General features: G+C 55.9%; 18 protein-coding genes and 1 tRNA gene. 7 read left to right on the forward strand and 12 right to left on the reverse strand.

Going from position 1 to position 17,526, the window contains the following annotated elements:
* Positions 1-33 precede the first annotated feature (33 nt).
* From JYG33_RS11380 to JYG33_RS11405, 6 genes are all read right to left on the reverse strand, one after another.
* Complete coding sequence (locus tag JYG33_RS11380) at positions 34-573, reverse strand: F0F1 ATP synthase subunit delta (protein WP_207872360.1); 540 nt, start codon at positions 571-573, stop codon at positions 34-36.
* Between the two features lie 14 nt (positions 574-587).
* Positions 588-1,058, reverse strand: a complete 471-nt coding sequence (locus JYG33_RS11385) for a F0F1 ATP synthase subunit B (protein ID WP_207872361.1) — start codon at positions 1,056-1,058, stop codon at positions 588-590.
* Positions 1,059-1,212: 154 nt separating this feature from the next.
* On the reverse strand, positions 1,213-1,455 hold the full coding sequence (gene atpE, locus JYG33_RS11390) for a F0F1 ATP synthase subunit C (protein ID WP_003805001.1): 243 nt from the start codon (positions 1,453-1,455) through the stop codon (positions 1,213-1,215).
* 104 nt (positions 1,456-1,559) lie between these two features.
* Entirely contained in the window at positions 1,560-2,441 is an 882-nt protein-coding gene (atpB, locus tag JYG33_RS11395) for a F0F1 ATP synthase subunit A (protein WP_207872362.1), read from the reverse strand.
* A 56-nt stretch (positions 2,442-2,497) separates the two neighbouring features.
* Positions 2,498-2,983 (reverse strand): ATP synthase subunit I, encoded by a 486-nt coding sequence (locus JYG33_RS11400; protein WP_222668953.1) that lies wholly within the window; start codon positions 2,981-2,983, stop codon positions 2,498-2,500.
* Positions 2,984-3,268: 285 nt separating this feature from the next.
* Positions 3,269-4,045 carry an enoyl-CoA hydratase gene (locus JYG33_RS11405; RefSeq protein WP_207872363.1) on the reverse strand — a complete coding sequence of 259 codons (777 nt, stop codon included), beginning with the start codon at positions 4,043-4,045 and terminating at the stop codon, positions 3,269-3,271.
* A gap of 34 nt (positions 4,046-4,079) precedes the next feature.
* Between JYG33_RS11405 and JYG33_RS11410 the strand changes: the two genes are divergently transcribed.
* Genes JYG33_RS11410 through ttcA form a run of 3 tightly spaced genes read left to right on the forward strand, consistent with a single transcriptional unit; the run spans position 4,080 to position 7,381 of the window.
* Positions 4,080-5,855, forward strand: coding sequence for a PDZ domain-containing protein (locus tag JYG33_RS11410; protein ID WP_207872364.1), 1,776 nt, complete (start codon positions 4,080-4,082; stop codon positions 5,853-5,855).
* Positions 5,856-5,906: 51 nt separating this feature from the next.
* On the forward strand, positions 5,907-6,266 hold the full coding sequence (gene folB, locus JYG33_RS11415) for a dihydroneopterin aldolase (RefSeq protein WP_207872365.1): 360 nt from the start codon (positions 5,907-5,909) through the stop codon (positions 6,264-6,266).
* Between the two features lie 56 nt (positions 6,267-6,322).
* On the forward strand, positions 6,323-7,381 hold the full coding sequence (gene ttcA / locus JYG33_RS11420) for a tRNA 2-thiocytidine(32) synthetase TtcA (protein WP_207872366.1): 1,059 nt from the start codon (positions 6,323-6,325) through the stop codon (positions 7,379-7,381).
* Between the two features lie 146 nt (positions 7,382-7,527).
* Here ttcA and JYG33_RS11425 read toward each other — a convergent pair whose 3' ends face one another.
* The 5 genes from JYG33_RS11425 to hemA form a co-directional block, all read right to left on the reverse strand.
* Positions 7,528-8,079 (reverse strand): UbiX family flavin prenyltransferase, encoded by a 552-nt coding sequence (locus tag JYG33_RS11425; RefSeq protein WP_222669187.1) that lies wholly within the window; start codon positions 8,077-8,079, stop codon positions 7,528-7,530.
* Positions 8,080-8,105: 26 nt separating this feature from the next.
* Entirely contained in the window at positions 8,106-8,432 is a 327-nt protein-coding gene (gene grxD, locus JYG33_RS11430) for a Grx4 family monothiol glutaredoxin (RefSeq protein WP_207872367.1), read from the reverse strand.
* Positions 8,433-8,453: 21 nt separating this feature from the next.
* Positions 8,454-9,320 carry a peptide chain release factor N(5)-glutamine methyltransferase gene (prmC, locus tag JYG33_RS11435; RefSeq protein WP_207872368.1) on the reverse strand — a complete coding sequence of 289 codons (867 nt, stop codon included), beginning with the start codon at positions 9,318-9,320 and terminating at the stop codon, positions 8,454-8,456.
* A gap of 2 nt (positions 9,321-9,322) precedes the next feature.
* Positions 9,323-10,402, reverse strand: a complete 1,080-nt coding sequence (prfA, locus tag JYG33_RS11440) for a peptide chain release factor 1 (RefSeq protein WP_207872369.1) — start codon at positions 10,400-10,402, stop codon at positions 9,323-9,325.
* A gap of 96 nt (positions 10,403-10,498) precedes the next feature.
* Positions 10,499-11,773, reverse strand: coding sequence for a glutamyl-tRNA reductase (gene hemA, locus JYG33_RS11445; protein WP_207872370.1), 1,275 nt, complete (start codon positions 11,771-11,773; stop codon positions 10,499-10,501).
* Positions 11,774-12,068: 295 nt separating this feature from the next.
* On the opposite strand from hemA, the gene JYG33_RS11450 reads away from it, so the two are divergent.
* From JYG33_RS11450 to JYG33_RS11465, 4 genes are all read left to right on the forward strand, one after another.
* A tRNA-Phe gene (locus JYG33_RS11450) sits at positions 12,069-12,144 on the forward strand.
* 391 nt (positions 12,145-12,535) lie between these two features.
* Positions 12,536-13,033: an RNA polymerase sigma factor gene (locus JYG33_RS11455; RefSeq protein ID WP_207872371.1), complete on the forward strand. Its 498-nt coding sequence runs from the start codon at positions 12,536-12,538 to the stop codon at positions 13,031-13,033.
* Positions 13,034-13,125: 92 nt separating this feature from the next.
* Positions 13,126-14,235, forward strand: coding sequence for a FecR domain-containing protein (locus JYG33_RS11460; RefSeq protein WP_207872372.1), 1,110 nt, complete (start codon positions 13,126-13,128; stop codon positions 14,233-14,235).
* 143 nt (positions 14,236-14,378) lie between these two features.
* Positions 14,379-16,808 (forward strand): TonB-dependent receptor, encoded by a 2,430-nt coding sequence (locus JYG33_RS11465; protein ID WP_207872373.1) that lies wholly within the window; start codon positions 14,379-14,381, stop codon positions 16,806-16,808.
* A 61-nt stretch (positions 16,809-16,869) separates the two neighbouring features.
* On the opposite strand, the gene JYG33_RS11470 is transcribed toward JYG33_RS11465, so the two are convergent.
* Positions 16,870-17,520 (reverse strand): sigma-70 family RNA polymerase sigma factor, encoded by a 651-nt coding sequence (locus JYG33_RS11470; protein WP_207872374.1) that lies wholly within the window; start codon positions 17,518-17,520, stop codon positions 16,870-16,872.
* Positions 17,521-17,526 lie beyond the last annotated feature (6 nt).

Raw genomic sequence — 17,526 nt, forward strand, 5'->3', positions numbered from 1 at the left:
TCAGACTCCTGAAATCCTGTTTACTGACTCGCGCTATGCGGTCAGCGTATCGCGCATGCTGGCCAGCCGGGCCTGCACGGAAGTGTCGAGCACCTGGTCACCAACAATCACCCGAATACCGCCGATAAGGTCAGTGTCGACGGTCACAGTCGGTTTTAGCTTCAGGCCAAACTTTTTCTCCAGCCCAGCGGTCAGCTCAGCAACCTGAGCCTCAGCCATCGGGAAAGCACTGATAATTTGTGCCTGCGCCGTGCCTTCGAGTTGGTGTTTCAATAGTTCAAACTGTTCTGCAATCTGTGGCAGCAGCAAGATGCGCTGGTTGTCCACCAACAATTGAAGAAAGTTGCGAGCCTTTTCGGTGACCTGTGACTTAACCAGGCCCGTAAAGAGTTCGAGTCGCTGCCCATTATTCAGGCGCGGATCGTTCAGTGCCTCGCGCACATCGTGGAGACCGGCCACCTGAGCCATTTCGGACAACAGGGCCGACCACGATTCGAGGCCCTGGCGCTCGTCGCTTACCGCGGCGAACAGGGCTTCGGCGTAAGGTCTGGCAATAGTCGATAGTTCAGCCATGGCCTGCCTTGATGTTAAAGTTCTGCCTTGAGCTGCTCGAGCAGCTGGGCGTGCGCATTCGCGTCAACTTCGCGTCGCAAGATTTGCTCGGCACCCTTGACAGCCAACGCAGCCACTTCGCTACGCAGACCTTCACGTACGCGTTGTACTTCCTGACTGGCGTCTTGCTGGGCCTGCGCAATAATGCGGGCTTTTTCGGCTTCGGCTTCACGACGAGCTTGCTCCAGCAGAGCAGTCGCCTGTTTTTCAGCGTCGACAATGCGTTGATGGTTGTCGGACTTGGCCGAGGCATCCATCAGGCTGATACGCGCTTGGGCCTGGGCCAGATCGGCTTTGCCTTTATCAGCAGCAGCCAAACCATCAGCGATTTTCTGACGACGATCATCGATTGCTTTCGTCAGTGGCGGCCATACGAATTTCATCGTAAACCAGGCCAAAACGAAAAACACGATCATCTGAAAAAAGAGAGTCGCGTTTAAATTCACGGTCGTATCCCTTCAATACCACGTGTGTAGGAGGCGGTATGCGTCCTGACACATGTATGTTCAAGTCGACAAGCGGTGCATGATCAAATCGAGCAACACACCGCTAACGACGACTGCCTGCCCGTCTGCCAAAAGCGGCAACGGACTCGCCTTATTACCCAACAAATGGGTTGGCGAATGCAAACAACATGGCGATACCGACACCGATCAGGAAAGCAGCATCGATCAGACCGGCCAGCAGGAACATCTTGGTTTGCAGAGCGTTCATCAGTTCTGGCTGACGAGCGGATGCTTCCAGATATTTACCACCCATCAGGGCGATACCAATGCAAGCGCCAAATGCGCCCAGACCGATGATGATACCGCAAGCAAGAGCAACGAAAGCTACGTTGGTCATGACAACTCCTTGGTTAAAAATCAGGTGTAATTCAAAAAAATCAAAGCGTTAGCAGGCTAAGCCTGCTCCCCCCAACCAGACACCATTGTCCAGTCGGAATCGGATTAATGGCCTTCGTGTGCTTGTCCAATATAGACAAGGGTGAGCATCATGAAGATGAACGCCTGGAGCAACACAATCAGAATGTGGAAGATTGCCCACACAGAACCGGCCAGAATGTGACCGATACCCAGTCCCAGGCTGGCGCCATTAAACCCTGTCCATGCGCCACCCAGCAGAGCGATCAGCATGAAAACCAGTTCACCGGCAAACATATTGCCGAACAACCGCATACCCAAGGAGACCGACTTGGCGGCGTACTCGATGCAGTTCAGCAAGAAGTTAAAGGGTGCGAGCACCACGGCCATCAGGCCCGAGGCGGCGAACGGTGCAGTAAACAGCTCTTTGACAAAGCCGCCTGGGTGCTTGATCTTGATGCCGTAGTAGAACATCAGCAGCAGCACGCCCATGGACATGCCCATTGGCACGTTCAGGTCAGCGGTAGGCAAAATACGGTGGTAGTACAGAGGGTCGCCGTGTTCGGCGGCCAGACCTGTCTGGATGAAGATCCAGCCCAGGCCATCAACGGGCAGCAAGTCCAGCACGTTCATCATGATGATCCACAGGAACACGGTCAGCGCCAAAGGCGAGACAAATTTCCGGGACTCAGCGTTAGGAACAATGGATTTGGCCTGGTCTTCAACCCAGTCGACCAGCATTTCTACAAAAGACTGCAGGCGGCCTGGCACACCGGCTGTTGCGGCCGAAGCGGCGCGCCACAGAAAGAAAACCACAACCAGACCCATCAGCAGGGACCAGAACATGGAGTCGTAGTTAATGACACCGAAGTTGGCCAGAACATCCTGTTTTTCACCTACGTTATTCAAGTGAACCAGGTGATGCTGGATGTACCCTGACTGAGGCGAAATATCACTAGCAGCAGCCATCTGTATTTACCCTGTGATGTATACGTTATGGGACAAGCCCGTGAAACAAAAATTCGTTATGGCAGCTTGCGGAAAAACAGCAGCAGCACATATCCCTTCAAGACACACAACAAGCCAAAGAGCAAAGCAGGCCAAACCAACCAGCCCGTATTTGCCATGGCAGCCGTTGCCAGTGTCAATACAGCAAAACCGAGCTTGAACGCTTCACCCCAGAAAAAGGAGAGAGCTCCGGCGTTACCGCCGCCCATCAAACCCAGCAAAAGACGCAATGCGAACAATGCGTTAGGCACAAAATAAGCAGCCGCACCGATAAGTGCTGAGGCTGCTGCATGTGCGCCGGAAATCCATGCCGACAGGACTATAGCCAACAGGCCCATAAAAGCCTGAGCAACAAGTGTGCGCACAATTCCTTGCCCTGCCCGGCGAGCCATGCGGCTACGTTGCTCGGGCGTAAGTACGACGGGTTCGGGAATTGGCGACGTGTCCCCTGCTGTGTGCACCTTGGCTGCGGTGCCTGTCTGCTGATAAATCGGCTGATTCATAGATTAGGAAACAATCAGATAACGTTGTGTGGGTGGATGTACTGCAAAGGCCTCTGGCCAATCCATCCGCGCAATATTATCGGCCCCTTTCAAAAGCCGGTGTCGTCAAACCCATAAAGTATAGCGTCTTTTTTTTGTTGTAAGCAAATTCAGCCCTGCTTGTTTGATACTTAATGCAAGGCTGATTTCCGCAATCTCAATGGCATCAAGGGATAAGCTTATTTTGTAACATTGCAGTGCAGCAATTTTACAACACACCCCCTGTTTTATCGGCTATTGAGAAACTTAGCGATGCTTGAACTCGGGCTTGCGCTTCTCGACGAAAGCACGCATGCCTTCTTTCTGGTCATCCGTGGCAAACAAGCCATGGAAATTACGGCGCTCGAACAGCAGCCCCTCTTCCAGAGACGATTCAAAAGCACGGTTCACGCACTCTTTGGCCATCAGAACCGAAGGCAAGGACATGCTGGCAATCACCGTGGCAGCTTCCAACGCTTCGTCCAGCAATTTGTCGGCAGGCACCACGCGGGAGACCAGACCGGAACGCTCGGCTTCTTCAGCATTCATCATGCGGGACGTCAGGATCAGATCCATAGCCTTGGCTTTACCCACGGCACGCGGCAAACGCTGCGTACCACCAAAGCCGGGAATCACGCCCAGTTTGATTTCAGGCTGACCAAAACGTGCGGAGTCGGCAGCAATAATGAAATCACACAGCATGGCCAACTCGCAGCCACCACCCAGAGCGTAACCAGCAACGGCCGCGATGATGGGTTTGCGGAAACGGCGCAGTTCTTCCCACTGGCCACCCAAGTAATCCTGGGAGCTGACATCGTGGTAATTCCAGTCTTTCATGGCGCCGATATCGGCACCAGCCGCAAAGGCTTTTTCGTTACCGGTCAGCACGATACAACCGATTTCGTTGTCGGTATCGTATTTCTTGAGCAGGGCGTACAACTCGGCGATCAGCTCGTTATTGAGCGCATTCAAAGCCTTGGGCCGATTTAATGTCAATAAAGCAACACGACCATGCACCTCTGCTTTGACTAAGGGTTCGTTCATGCTGACTCCCAGAAAAATTAAATAGAATAGGGGAATGGAACCTACACCCGTACTTTACCGTGCCGAGCCGACAGATCTCGCCGGCCACCGCCTGACTGTCCAGATACAGATCACTTCCCCCCAAACAAATGGCCAAGTCCTCAGCCTTCCGGCCTGGATTCCTGGCAGCTATCTGATCCGCGACTTCTCGCGTCAGATCGAGAGCATAGCTGCCTTCTCTGGCGAAAAGCCGGTTTCCATCCGCAAGCTGGACAATCACCGCTGGCAGTGCGAGCCCTGCGAGGGCCCCTTGAGCGTGCAATACCAGGTCTATGCCTGGGATCTGTCCGTACGAGGCGCGCATATTGACCAGACCCATGCTTTCTTTAATGGCACCAGCGCCCTGTTGGCCGTTGAAGGTCAGACAGAGCAGCCTTGCCTGCTGGAACTGGTGTCCAACGAGGACATGGAAGATTGGCAGGTCTACACCAGTCTGCCCGAAGCCACTGACATGCCGGGCGCAGCAGAGCGCTATGGTTTTGGCCTGTACCGCGCCAGCAATTACGACGAGCTGATCGACCACCCGATTGAAATGGGCACTCCACAGGTCATCAGCTTCTTTGCACACGGCGCTGAACATGAACTGGTCTTTACCGGCGTCATCCCCAATCTGGATTTGCCACGCATCGCCCGTGACGTAGAGAAAATCTGCACCGAGCAAATCGCCTTCTTTGAGCCAGAAACCCGCCGCGCGCCCTTTCTGGATTGCAGCTCGCGCTACGTATTCATGACCATGGTGACCGATGACGGTTACGGCGGTCTGGAGCATCGCGCCTCGACAGCCCTGATGGCGTCGCGCCGCGACCTGCCCACCCAAGGTCAGGACAAATCGGTAAAAAGCGCAGGCTACCAAACCTTCTTGGGTCTGGTCAGCCATGAGTACTTCCACACCTGGAACGTCAAGCGCATCAAGCCCGCTGCATTTGCGCCGTATGACCTGAGCCGCGAAAACCATACCCGCCTGCTGTGGGTGTTTGAAGGTTTCACGTCTTACTATGACGATTTGATGCTGCTGCGCTCGGGCGTGCTGAGCGAAGCTGACTACCTGAAGCTGCTGGCCAAGAACATCAATGCCGTTGAGCGTGGCCCTGGCCGCTTCAAGCAGTCCGCCGCGCAAAGCTCTTTTGATGCCTGGACGCGCTACTACAAGCAGGACGAAAACTCCCCCAACGCACTGGTCAGCTATTACAGCAAGGGCGCCCTGATTGCCCTGGGCCTGGACCTGTGCATTCGCAGCCACACCCAGCAAGCCAAGGACCTGGACGACGTGATGCTGCTGATGTGGGAGCGCTATGGCCGCGACTTCTATCAAGGCAAGCCACAAGGCATTCCTGAAGATGCCATGCCTGCTCTGATCCTGGAAGCCACCGGCTACGACGCCACGGATTTCATTGCCCGCTACGTTGAAGGTTGCGAGGATCTGCCCTTGAAGCCCTGGCTGGCCGAGCAAGGCCTGAAGCTGGAATGGCAAGCCTCCTCCAAGCTGCCCAGCCTGAATGCCCGCTTGCGCCAAAGCGCAGGTCAATGCCAACTGGCAACCGTGTTTACCGATGGCGCAGCGCATCAAGCCGGGCTGTCTGCTGGTGATGCCCTGGTCGCCGTTGACGGTTTGCGCGTCAGCGACACAGCCAGCCTGGAGCGCCTGCTGGCCGCTTACGAGCCCGGCCAGACCGTTCAGGTCCACGCCTTCCGCCGCGATGAACTACACTGCTTCACGCTACAACTGGCGCGCCCTGCTTTGGACGAATGCGTCCTTAGCCGTCAGTCCTGATCTTCTTCACAGGCCCGTCACCACTGACGGGCCTGATACTTTGTTTTTGCCATGACGACACGCCGTATATTTATCAACAATCTGGTGGTGCAGGCCTCGATCGGCATGCTGGACCACGAGCTGGTTCACCGTCAGCCCCTGCATATTGATGCCGAATTCGACACCGCCATTACGCAAGATGTCCAAGACAATGACATTGGCACCGTGCTGGACTACCGCGAGCTGCGCGAGGCGCTGATTGAGGTCAGCACCACGGAACACACCAATCTGCTGGAAACCCTGGTAGAGCGCTTGGCCCAGCGTATCCAGAATCAGTTTCCAAGCGTGGAACGCGTTAAAATCCGGGCCAGCAAGCCCGAGGCCTTTGCCGACTGTGATGCCGTCGGCATCGAGATCGAACGCCACCGCTAATGCTCCCGCCCCGCTTCATGCCGGGGCCACGATGACACCTCTATTCGCTTTTCCTTATGTCCCAAGACACCAGCCCCCTACCCGCCTCCGAAACCGATACGCCCGTATTTGCCACCAAGGCTGAACGCAAGCAGCGCGTTAATGACAACAAGCTGAGCAAGCGCATCATGCGTGAAGTGGGCCGCGCCATCGGGGACTTCAACATGATCGAAGACGGCGACAAGATCATGGTCTGCCTGTCCGGCGGCAAGGACTCGTATGGCCTGCTGGACGTGCTGATGACCATGCAAAAGCGCGCTCCGATCAAGTTCGACATCGTGGCCGTAAACCTGGACCAGAAGCAGCCCGGTTTCCCGGACCATATCCTGCCCGAATATCTGGAAAAGCTGGGTGTGCCATATCACATCGAAACCCAGGACACGTACTCGGTGGTGACACGCGTGATTGCCGAAGGCAAGACCATGTGTTCGCTGTGCTCGCGCCTGCGTCGTGGCATTTTGTACCGCGTCGCCAAAGAGCTGGGCGCGACCAAAATCGCCCTGGGTCACCACCGCGATGACATTCTGGCTACCTTCTTCCTGAACCTGTTTTATGGTGGCCGAATGAAAGGCATGCCGCCCAAGCTGATGTCAGACAATGGCGAACATATTGTGATCCGCCCTTTGGCCTATGTGCCCGAGAAAGATCTGATCGCATACGCCAAGCTTAAAGAATTCCCCATCATTCCCTGTAACCTGTGCGGCTCCCAGGAAAACCTGAAGCGCCAGGAAATCAATCGCATGATTGCTGAATGGGACAAGAAATACCCCTATCGCTCCTGGAATGTCTTTGGCGCGCTGACTCGCGTGGTGCCCTCGCACTTGATGGACCCCAAACTGCATAATTTTGCCGATATGAAGGTGACGGGTCAGGCCGATCCGGAAGGCGACAAGGGTTTTGATCAGGATTATTTTGATGATCACCTGCCTGAAAGCCTGCTAGCAGCAGGTGGTCTGGATGAAGAAGGTGAAGCAGCAAGCTCTGCAGCTCGCCAGGATGCGTTCACCCCAGCCCAAGCAGCCGCGCCCGGTGAACAGCAAATTGTTTTCATGAGCAAGCGCCGCTCGGGACAGTAAAGAAAACGGCTGGGAGTGCTGCTTTGCGCAGCGCCTATCGCCAAAAACAGACAAGCTGCGGCCAATAAAAAGCCCCGTTATAAACATCCAGAACCTGAGTGTTTATAACGGGGCTTTTTTTACACCTGCCAGACTGCTATCAGACCTTAGCTCGGCTTTTGCGAACCATCCCAACGCTCGCCGGGAACCTGAATGTCAAACAGCTCCAGCACCCGCATCACCGTGTGATCGACAATATCGTCGATACTTTTGGGACGCAGATAAAACGCGGGCATAGGCGGGAAAATAATCCCACCCATTTCCGTCACAGCCGTCATATTACGCAAATGCGCCAGATTGAATGGCGTTTCGCGCACCATCATCACCAAACGGCGACGCTCTTTCAAGGTAACGTCAGCCGCTCGGGTAATCAGGTTATCGGACAGGCCATGCGCCACGGCCGCCAAGGTACGCATCGAACACGGCACAACCACCATGCCAGCAGTCGGAAAACTGCCGCTGGCCAAGGTTGCACCCACGTCACGAAAGCTGTACACCTGATCGGCCAGAGCCTGGATATCGTGTCTACCGATATCCAGCTCGTATTTGATGTTCAGCACCCCGGAAGGCGAGATCACCAAATGAGTTTCCACATCCGGACAGGACTGCAGCACTTGCAGCAGACGCACGGTGTAGACCGCTCCGGTGGCCCCGGTCATACCAATGACCAGGCGTCGCTTGGTGCTCACTCCAGAGCCCCAGCCTCGCGCAGCATGGTTTCCAGTTCGCCGTTTTCGTACATTTCAGACACGATGTCCGAACCACCGACGAATTCGCCCTTGATGTACAACTGAGGGATGGTGGGCCAGTTGGAGAAATCCTTGATGGCCTGACGCACTTCGGCGTCGTCCAGCACGTTGACCACAACCACTTGGCTCAGGCCAACAGCACGCAGAATCTGCACCGTACGAGCGGAGAAACCGCACTGAGGCGCCTGAGCTGTGCCCTTCATAAACAGCACAACTGGGTTTTCCGTTACGGTTTCGCGGATGAAATCTTGAACTTCACTCATGATGTTCTCTTAAGAAAAGAATTAACACTGTCCACCTGTGACCCGCCGGATTCCTGCCAGATCCTCATAACTGATGACCTGTTTGAACCCTGCCTGCCGCAGCATATTTTGCACATGGTCGGCCTGATCCCAGCCGTGCTCCATGAGAAGACTCGCACCAGGACGTAGATACGGCCCGGCTCCCTGAACTATTGTACGCAAATCCGTCAAGCCGTCAGAACCATCTGTCAGCGCCTGACGTGGCTCAAAGCGCACATCGCCCTGGCCCAAATGTTCGTCATCCACTGCAATGTATGGAGGGTTGGACACGATCAGGTCAAAAGGTTCCTGGCCTGCCACGGCATCGTACCAACTCCCCAGGCAAAACTCGACTTTCCCACACAAACGCTGAGCATTTAGGCCCGCTTGCGCCAGAACCAGGGTGCTGATGTCGCTCGCCACCACATGGGCATCGGGGCGTGCCAGGGCCAAGGACACCGCGATCGCACCGCTGCCACAGCCCATATCCAGAATGCGGGGGGATTTAATGTTTTGCACGCGTTCCAGCGCACGTTCGACCAGGGTTTCAGTGTCGGGGCGTGGAATCAGCACCGAGGGCGAAACCAGAAACTCGTGGCCCATGAATTCACGGACACCGACGATATAGGCCATAGGCTCACCCGCCACGCGGCGGGCTTCCAGAGCTTGATAGGCTTGAATCTTGTCCAGCGGCAACTCGTCTGTGTCGTGCGCAATCAGCCAGGAACGGCCGACTTCCAGCACCTGCATCCACAGCATGTCGCGCTCCAGGCGCGGCAAGGGGCTTAGCGGCTGCAAGGCTCGCAGGGTACGGGGAGAATCAGCAGGCATAACCGTTTGGGGTACGGCCTGCTCACCGGATAGGCTCATGCTCACGCCTGCGCCAGATCAGCCAGCAAGCCGGCCTGATGTTCGGACAACAAGGCCTTGATCAGCTCGTCCAGATCGCCATCCATGATGTAGCCCAGCTTGTACAAAGTCAGGTTGATACGGTGATCCGTCATGCGGCCTTGCGGGAAGTTGTAGGTGCGGATGCGCTCGGAGCGGTCACCCGTACCCACCAGACTTTTACGCTCGGCGGCTTCTTTGTCAGATTGCTCACGCTGCTGCTTGTCTTTCAGGCGGGCGGCCAGCACCTGCAAGGCTTTTTCGCGGTTGCGGTGCTGGGAACGGTCGTCCTGACACTCCACCACCAGACCCGTAGGCAAGTGGGTCAAACGCACAGCCGAGTCCGTCTTGTTCACGTGCTGACCACCGGCACCGCTGGCGCGGAAAGTGTCCACGCGCAAATCAGCGGGGTTGATGGTGATTTCAGCCAAACCTTCGGCTTCGGGCAAGACGGCCACGGTACACGTAGAGGTATGGATGCGGCCCTGCGCTTCAGTTTCGGGCACACGTTGCACACGATGCGCGCCAGACTCAAATTTCAGGCGACCATATACATCCTGGCCCTCAATACGCACGATGACTTCTTTGTAGCCGCCCACTTCCGAATCGCTGGCGGACATGATTTCCGTACGCCAGCCACAGTTTTCGGCGTAGCGCATGTACATGCGCAGCAAATCCCCGGCAAACAAGGCGCTTTCATCACCACCGGCACCAGCACGGATTTCAATAAATACGTTGCGGGTATCGTCCGGGTCACGTGGCAAGAGCAGAACCTGCAGCTCCTCTTCCAATTGAGCGATACGCTCTTTGCCCAGCTTGTATTCTTCTTCGCCCATTTCCTTCAGTTCGGGGTCGGACATCATGTCCAGAGCGGCCTGCAAATCGCCCTCGGCTGCCTCATAGGCCTTGAACGCCGTCACGACAGGATCCAGCTCGGCGCGCTCGCGCGACATTTTGCGGAACTCATCCATATTGCCCGCAATTTCAGGCTCGGCAAGCATGGCATCAACTTCATGCAGACGGCGAGCCAATTGCTCAAGCCGACTGCGCATAGAGTCTTTCATAGGGAACAGCCTAAAGGGAAAATCAGAGGGTCTGGGCGCAGGTCAAAGCGATCATGCTGCACCGCAGGAGACGGTGGACAGACAAGAGCCCGGACGCTAACGCCGACGCGTTGTCGAGGGCAAGAGGCGAGGCAGCAAACTGAGCAATTGCTCGCGCTCGGCGCCTTCGCTGCGCGTCAATTCAGCCATAGGGCCGTGCATGTACTTTTGAGTGAGGCCATGCGCCAGCATTTCAATGACTTCAGCCGGATCATCACCGCGGGCCAGCATGCGGCGCGCGCGTTCCAGCTCGTGCTGACGTACTTTTTCGACCGACTGCTGCACATCCAGAATGGCGGGCACAATTGCACGGGTGCTAAGCCAGTGCATGTAGTGCTGCACCTGGGTGTCGATAATGGCCTCGGCCTGAACCACAGCGGCCTGACGGGCATCGGCACCACGTTGCACAAAGCGACCCAGATCATCGACGGTGTACAGGTACACGTCGTCCAGGCGGCCTACTTCGGTTTCAATATCGCGTGGCACGGCCAGATCGACCATGACCACAGGGCGGTGACGACGCGAACGCACGGCTCGCTCCACCATGCCCAGGCCCAAAATGGGCAAAGTGCTGGCCGTACAGGATACGACCACATCAAAATCAGCCAGGCGCTCGGGCACATCGGCCAGCTTCATGGTGCTGGCCATAAAACGGGACGCCAGGCTTTCAGCACGTTCCTGAGTACGGTTGGCGACCACGATGCTACAGGGGTTCACCGCCGCAAAGTGCGTGGCGCACAGCTCGATCATTTCGCCAGCACCAATAAACAGCACCTTGGCCTGACTAAGATCACCAAACACGCGCTCGGCCAAACGAACGGCCGCCGCAGCCATGGACACCGAATGGGCGCCAATAGCAGTTTGCGTACGGACTTCCTTGGCGACCGAGAAAGTGCGCTGGAACAATTGATGCAGCAAAGTGCCTAGCGAACCAGCCTCGTTGGCGGCACGCACGGCATCTTTCATCTGACCCAGAATCTGGGGCTCGCCCAAGACCATGGAGTCCAGACCGCTGGCAACACGGAACGCATGGCGCACGGCCTCATTCTGGTTATAGCGATACAAATGGGGGGTCAGCTCGGCAGAACGCAGACTATTGAAGTCGGCCATCCACTCGGGCAGGCGCTCGGCCACATGGGGCTCGGCAGCACAGTAGATCTCGGTGCGATTACAGGTAGACAGAATGGCTGCTTCACGTACACCGGTGCCAAAGGTGGCACGCAAGGTATCAAGCGCAGGCTTTAACACATCGATCGGAAACGCAACGCGCTCGCGCACGGCAACCGGCGCGGACACATGATTCAGACCGAAGGTTAGAACATCTACAGACATGAGCAGTACAGGCTATAGCCCTGAAAAGACCAAGACAGGCAATCTTGCCGAAGCAAAACGCATGAAATTTAAGTGATTTTACGCCGCATGCCAGGGTTTTGCCAAAAATGTTACTTGCATTGCCTTTTTGTGATTACAATTGCTCTCCTTTATGCAGCCCACTTTTCCCTGAAAAGGGCCCCCTCCTAGGGGTACGGCAAAGTTGAAGTCGAAAAGATGCATAAAATTTTTGTTGTACTATGCGCACAAATTAAAAAACGTGGTATAGTTCTATTTTTACCGAGCAGTACACGTTGGCCTGGTAGCTCAGTCGGTAGAGCAGAGGATTGAAAATCCTTGTGTCGGTGGTTCGATTCCGCCCCAGGCCACCAAGAATTCAAACAAAAAGCCCAGTCAAACGACTGGGCTTTTTGTTTTTCTGCTGGCCTCTTATAAACCCTTCAAACTAAGGCTAGCTTGGGTAGCTCTACCCCATAAACGGCGATGGACATTCACTCAACACGGTTACTCACACCGTTCCAGCCGCACGTAATACCATCCACCTGTAGTTATTAATTCTTAAAACTCCTGAACTCATAAACACAGCGCAAGACACGCGTTTGATCTGGCTACGTGATAAATAAAAGCTCAAATGAGAACCACTCGCATATAATGCGTGGCAAATCATCCGACCCCTACCTATCGCGTAGTCATCAACCGTTTCACGTTGTGGCATGAGCGATCGGTACTGTCGTTTGCATAGCTTTGATTGGACTGTGACAGGTGATCGCCCGCTACTACAAAGACCTACTGAACTTCTGCACACGCAGAGTCAGAGACCGCGACAAGGCGGCTGACCTGGCGCAAGAAAGCTACGCCCGTGTACTTGCCATGCAGCAGGCCGGGCAGGTCATTGTGGAGCCTGCGGCGCTCCTTAAGACAGTCGCCGTGCGTGCCGAGATCGACATGCACAGGCGCTCAATTCACCGCCAGCACGAAGACATTGACATGCTGGACGAATCCCAGCAGCTCTCCGGCCCCCAACATCTCCAGCCCGAAGAAGCCTATGCCTCGACCCAGGCGATACAAGCCTATCTGGACACCATTGACTCGCTACCCCCACGCTGCCGGGAAGTATTTCGCATGTACTTGTTCGACGACCTGCCCAACAAGGAGATCGCCGCCCGCTTGGGTATAACGGTGGGCATGGTCGATCAATACATCCGGCGCGGCAAGCTCGCGTGCATAGCACGCAGAAAGGTACTGGACCATGAAGGCTAAGACAAGAATCGACAGCATATCCCGTCAGGCACGCAGAATAATTGGCAGGCCAGGGTACAGTTTTTCCTCTTTCATGCGTCTATACCCATAAGATGAGTCGTTTCCCTTCGTCCCTCAGTGATACTTCCCCTGCCCCTTTTGACGAGGCGGCAGAGGCGTGTGAGCTGAAGGAATTCTTTAGCCAGCAAGACCCTGTGGACATGGCGGCCGTCGATTGGCATACCCGCCAGGAAAACGGCCTGAGCCAAACCGAACAGACCGAATTCCAACAATGGCTGGCCGCCAGTCCAGCCCATGCTGTTGCCTTCGAGAACCTGAATCAGGAGCTCTCGGCCATGCGCGCCATCCCCGCTGCAGAGGTGGCAGCACGTTCCATCCATACTGTCCCACCCACCGTTGAACCTGGCTCAGGCCGCAGGGCCAGCCGCTGGCTCCCATGGCGCTGGCTGGGACCGCACCCAGGCGTCGTGGCATTCTGTTGTTCTGTTCTGTTGGCGATTGGCGTTGGCTGGCATCAATGGATGCAACAGCCTACCTTTTCTCATCACTTTGTCGTCGAGCGCGGGCAACGTCAAACGGTCACCTTACCCGATCGCTCCGAAATGGCTATCGATGCCGACACGCAGGCACAGGTCGCCCTGTACCACGACCGCCGCGAAGTACGGATCACAACGGGGGCAGTCATGTTCAATGTTGCACCTGATCGTGAAAAGCCCTTCCAGGTGTTGGCAGGCTCGGCTCGCGTGACCGTGGTCGGCACTCGGTTCGCCGTGCGCTACCGCAGTACCGGTATAGACTCCGGCGCTGTCAAGGTGGATGTGGAAGAAGGTTATGTACGTGTAGCCAGTTTGAACGGGCAACAGACCGATCACGAAACCGCCCTCACAGCAGGCCAGGGTGTGGCCATCGCCCCCAGTGGCTTAGCCAGTTCGGTCGTCTCGGTTGCACCCCACACCGTGGGACTGTGGAGCAAAGGGCTGGTGCGTTTCGAGAACACTAGGCTGGGGGATGCCCTGGTGGAACTGGAGCGTTACACCCCCACTGGACTGTCTATCCGTGATCCCTCCGTGGCCGATCTGCCATTGGCTGGCAGCTTCCGCATCGACCGGCCAGTAGAGTTTGCGAGGATGCTACCGCAAATCCTGCCCGTCCAATTGGTACGACATAATGATGGCCGAACTGAGATCATCAAGGCACCGTAGACGGGCTGTGCCTGAGAACATAGTCCGCACAAGAAAAATTTAAATTTTTTGATGGGAGAGGTGTAGTTTTACCAAGGCGATGCGTCTTTAAAAGTAATGCAACTCATTTTTATTTCCATTACTCCATAGCGAAAGACGACTCCATGCAGCCGATACCCCCTCATTTCCGTTCTGCCCCTCTGGCCCTAATGGTCGCACTGGCCTTGGGCACACCTGGTCTTGTACATGCCCAAGCCGCCAATACCGACAACAAGACTGTCGCCCTCTCTATTGCCGCACAGCCGCTGAGTGCTGCACTGCATGAGCTCTCTGCCGCCACCGGCACGGCCATCGGCTTCTCCCCGGCACTCGTGGCAGGTAAAACAGCGCATGCAGCTAAAGGCACCCTGACGGTGCAACAGGCTATCGATCAACTACTGCGCGGCACTGCGCTAATCGCGGTATGGGAAGGCGATAGCATCATCATCAAGGCCGAGTCAGCATCGACAGGCCCGGTGACTCAGTTAGAGATCGTCACAATCAAGGCACGAACAGACAGCACAACCGAAGGCACGGACTCACTCACCACCCGCACAGTGAGTATCAACAAGGGCGACCAAGCGATTAAAGACATCCCACAGTCCATCAGTGTGATCACGCGTAAGCAGCTTGATGAACAAGGTATTGTCGACCTCAGAGACGCAGCAAACACCGTTACCGGCGCCGTCGGCGTCAAAGGCGTGGGCCAAGGGATGGTGCTCTCCGCACGCGGCTTCCAGATTAATGACTGGCAATACGACGGTGTGGCCGTTCCCCGCAATACCTATGCACTCGGGAATTGGGGAGCCGAAGAAATGGTTTTCTATGACCGATTGGAAGTTCTGCGTGGGGCCTCCGGACTACTACAAGGCACCGGCAGCCCAGGAGGTGCCGTCAACTTGGTCCGCAAACGTGGGCCGACAGAAAAAACGGTCTCCGTTACCGCTCGTGCCGGATCGTGGGATCGTTATGGCTTGCAATTGGATGCAGGCAGTCCGCTCAATGCAGAGGGAACGCTGAGGGGTCGTTTCGTGGTGGACGAGGCACGCAGCCACTCATTTGTCGATTACGTGAATAACCGTACCCGGTCATTCTATGGTGCGCTGGACTTTGACTTGAGCCCCGACACAACAATAGGCCTGGGAGTCAGTTACATGAACAGCCAAGGGCGGCCAATGATCCGTGGCCTGCCTCGCTATACAGAAGGTGGCGATGTAGGTCTGCCCCGCTCCACATTTAGCGGGGCCTGGTGGAACCAAGCACACTTGGAGCAAACCTCGTTTTATGCTGATCTGGACCATCGTTTCAATGCAAATTGGAAATTCAAAGTATCAGCATTGCATACGAATGAGAACAATACGTCCAAGCACCAGCGAGTTCAAGGAGCAGTAGCGGCAAATGGAAGTGGCCTGACCTATGCCAACTGGATCACGGACTTCGATTCCAAAAGGGTAGGACTGGACGCTTATGTCAATGGTCAATTTAATGCCTTGGGCCTAGACCACGAAGTCACCTTGGGTGCCAATTACTCGAAATACACATCCGACGACATGTGGATACGAGTATTCACCCCAGGCGGCAATATTTTCTCCATTGACCACAATCGGACCGAACCCACGGTCCAGAGCATGCTGGCCTCTGGCAACAGCGTCCAAAACATATCCACATACGATGTGCAGCAAAAAGGAGTCTATGGTAGTTGGCGCGCCCGGATCTCCGATCCATTGACGGCCATTCTGGGGGTGCGTGCAAGCTGGTATGACTATCTCTACTCTGTGCCGCTGACCGGTTCGCAGTCCGTCTACACCGCATCCGGTGAGATTACGCCGTACGTGGGACTGGTTTATGCAGTGAGTCCACAATGGTCGCTGTATAGCAGCTACACCAGCGTGTTTGAGCCACAGTCCGCTAAAACGGTCCAGGGCAAGGAGCTTGATCCAATCAAAGGCACCAATCTGGAGCTCGGCATCAAAGGCGAACTTCTCGACGGGCGCGTAAACACCTCTCTTGCAGTCTTCCGTTATGACCACAAAAACCGTGCCGTCAACGATGTGGCCTCAGGCTATGCTTGCGATGGTTGGTACTGCTCGGTTGCCACAGGCAAGGTACGCAGCCAAGGTATTGAAGCGGAAGTGAGTGGTGAAGTACTACCCAACCTTCAAGTCATGGCAGGCTACACCTACAACACCACGAAATACTTGAGTGATCCGACACTAAAGGGAGAGACCTATAGCACCTGGACACCCAAACACATGTTTCGTCTTTGGGCTTCCTATCGCCTGCCTGGTGAATGGAACCGGCTCACTATAGGCGGTGGCGCAACGGTACAAAGCCACACACTGGGGTATGACCGTTCATTCAAGGTCCCCGGTTACGCAGTGGCGAACCTTCGCCTGGGTTACCAGCTCACACCCGAAATCAATCTTGCCCTTAACCTAAACAATGTGTTCGACAAACGCTATTGGACCCCTGGCTATGCCGAAAAGAACGGCAACAACACCTACGGTGACCCGCGCAATCTGATGATTACGCTAAGGTACGCACCTCGGCTGTAATTAGTGTTGGGTTTGATCGGGGCAAACAAACGCCAACAGAGGCCCTGAACAAGGGCCTCCCTCAAAACCCCACCGGCTCCGCCATCCACCCGAACCCAGCGCTCAGGGTCGGTGGTGGCTTCACACAGTTATTGCGCCCCTGTCGCAGCTCCGTCCAGTTCCCCAGTAACGCCTGTTCGCAATGCGCCTCTGCCCGGCGCAGTTCATTACGGGCTTTGCTGGTGGTGACGCCGAAGCGTTCGGCCACCACGCTCAGGCTTTGTTCTTCCAGGCGCGCGGCCAGAAAGATGGCGCGGCGTTGGCGGGGTAGCAGTTCGATAGCGTAGATCAGAACCGACAGCAAGGACCGGCCGATCAGGCTGGATTCCGGCCCCGGCATGGGGGAAATCTGCTGCTGTTCGTCCAGCTCATCCAAAGGCACCAGCATCCCTCTTCCTGACTCAGCACGCCATTCGTCGATGGCCAGGTTCCTGGCCATGCGCAGCAGATACTGGCGCGGGTTGGCCACTGGCCCGATCTCCCGGCTGCCATGCAGGCGCAGCCAGGTGTCGTGTAAGGCATCCGCTGCGCGGTCACGGCAGCGCAGGCGGATGGTCAGTTGCCGCAGTAGTTCTTCGTAGTTCACCTTCAAATACAAGCACAGTGAATACTGCGGCGTCACACACTCCTCATTCCGCTTGCGGGTAGGCAAGGGCAGGCAAGTCGACAACATGATCAG

Origin of the sequence: Alcaligenes sp. SORT26 (genome assembly GCF_017377875.1) — a bacterium.
In the GTDB taxonomy this organism is placed as follows: domain Bacteria; phylum Pseudomonadota; class Gammaproteobacteria; order Burkholderiales; family Burkholderiaceae_B; genus Alcaligenes; species Alcaligenes parafaecalis.

Bases quoted from the DNA above. Each gene is read 5' to 3' on its own strand.
- JYG33_RS11380 (WP_207872360.1), bottom strand. From the start codon at position 573: ATGGCTGAACTATCGACTATTGCCAGACCTTACGCCGAAGCCCTGTTC.
- atpE (WP_003805001.1), bottom strand. From the start codon at position 1,455: ATGACCAACGTAGCTTTCGTTGCTCTTGCTTGCGGTATCATCATCGGT.
- atpB (WP_207872362.1), bottom strand. From the start codon at position 2,441: ATGGCTGCTGCTAGTGATATTTCGCCTCAGTCAGGGTACATCCAGCAT.
- JYG33_RS11400 (WP_222668953.1), bottom strand. From the start codon at position 2,983: ATGAATCAGCCGATTTATCAGCAGACAGGCACCGCAGCCAAGGTGCAC.
- JYG33_RS11405 (WP_207872363.1), bottom strand. From the start codon at position 4,045: ATGAACGAACCCTTAGTCAAAGCAGAGGTGCATGGTCGTGTTGCTTTA.
- JYG33_RS11410 (WP_207872364.1), top strand. From the start codon at position 4,080: ATGGAACCTACACCCGTACTTTACCGTGCCGAGCCGACAGATCTCGCC.
- folB (WP_207872365.1), top strand. From the start codon at position 5,907: ATGACGACACGCCGTATATTTATCAACAATCTGGTGGTGCAGGCCTCG.
- ttcA (WP_207872366.1), top strand. From the start codon at position 6,323: ATGTCCCAAGACACCAGCCCCCTACCCGCCTCCGAAACCGATACGCCC.
- JYG33_RS11425 (WP_222669187.1), bottom strand. From the start codon at position 8,079: ATGACCGGGGCCACCGGAGCGGTCTACACCGTGCGTCTGCTGCAAGTG.
- grxD (WP_207872367.1), bottom strand. From the start codon at position 8,432: ATGAGTGAAGTTCAAGATTTCATCCGCGAAACCGTAACGGAAAACCCA.
- prmC (WP_207872368.1), bottom strand. From the start codon at position 9,320: ATGAGCCTATCCGGTGAGCAGGCCGTACCCCAAACGGTTATGCCTGCT.
- prfA (WP_207872369.1), bottom strand. From the start codon at position 10,402: ATGAAAGACTCTATGCGCAGTCGGCTTGAGCAATTGGCTCGCCGTCTG.
- hemA (WP_207872370.1), bottom strand. From the start codon at position 11,773: ATGTCTGTAGATGTTCTAACCTTCGGTCTGAATCATGTGTCCGCGCCG.
- JYG33_RS11460 (WP_207872372.1), top strand. From the start codon at position 13,126: ATGAGTCGTTTCCCTTCGTCCCTCAGTGATACTTCCCCTGCCCCTTTT.
- JYG33_RS11465 (WP_207872373.1), top strand. From the start codon at position 14,379: ATGCAGCCGATACCCCCTCATTTCCGTTCTGCCCCTCTGGCCCTAATG.
- JYG33_RS11470 (WP_207872374.1), bottom strand. From the start codon at position 17,520: ATGTTGTCGACTTGCCTGCCCTTGCCTACCCGCAAGCGGAATGAGGAG.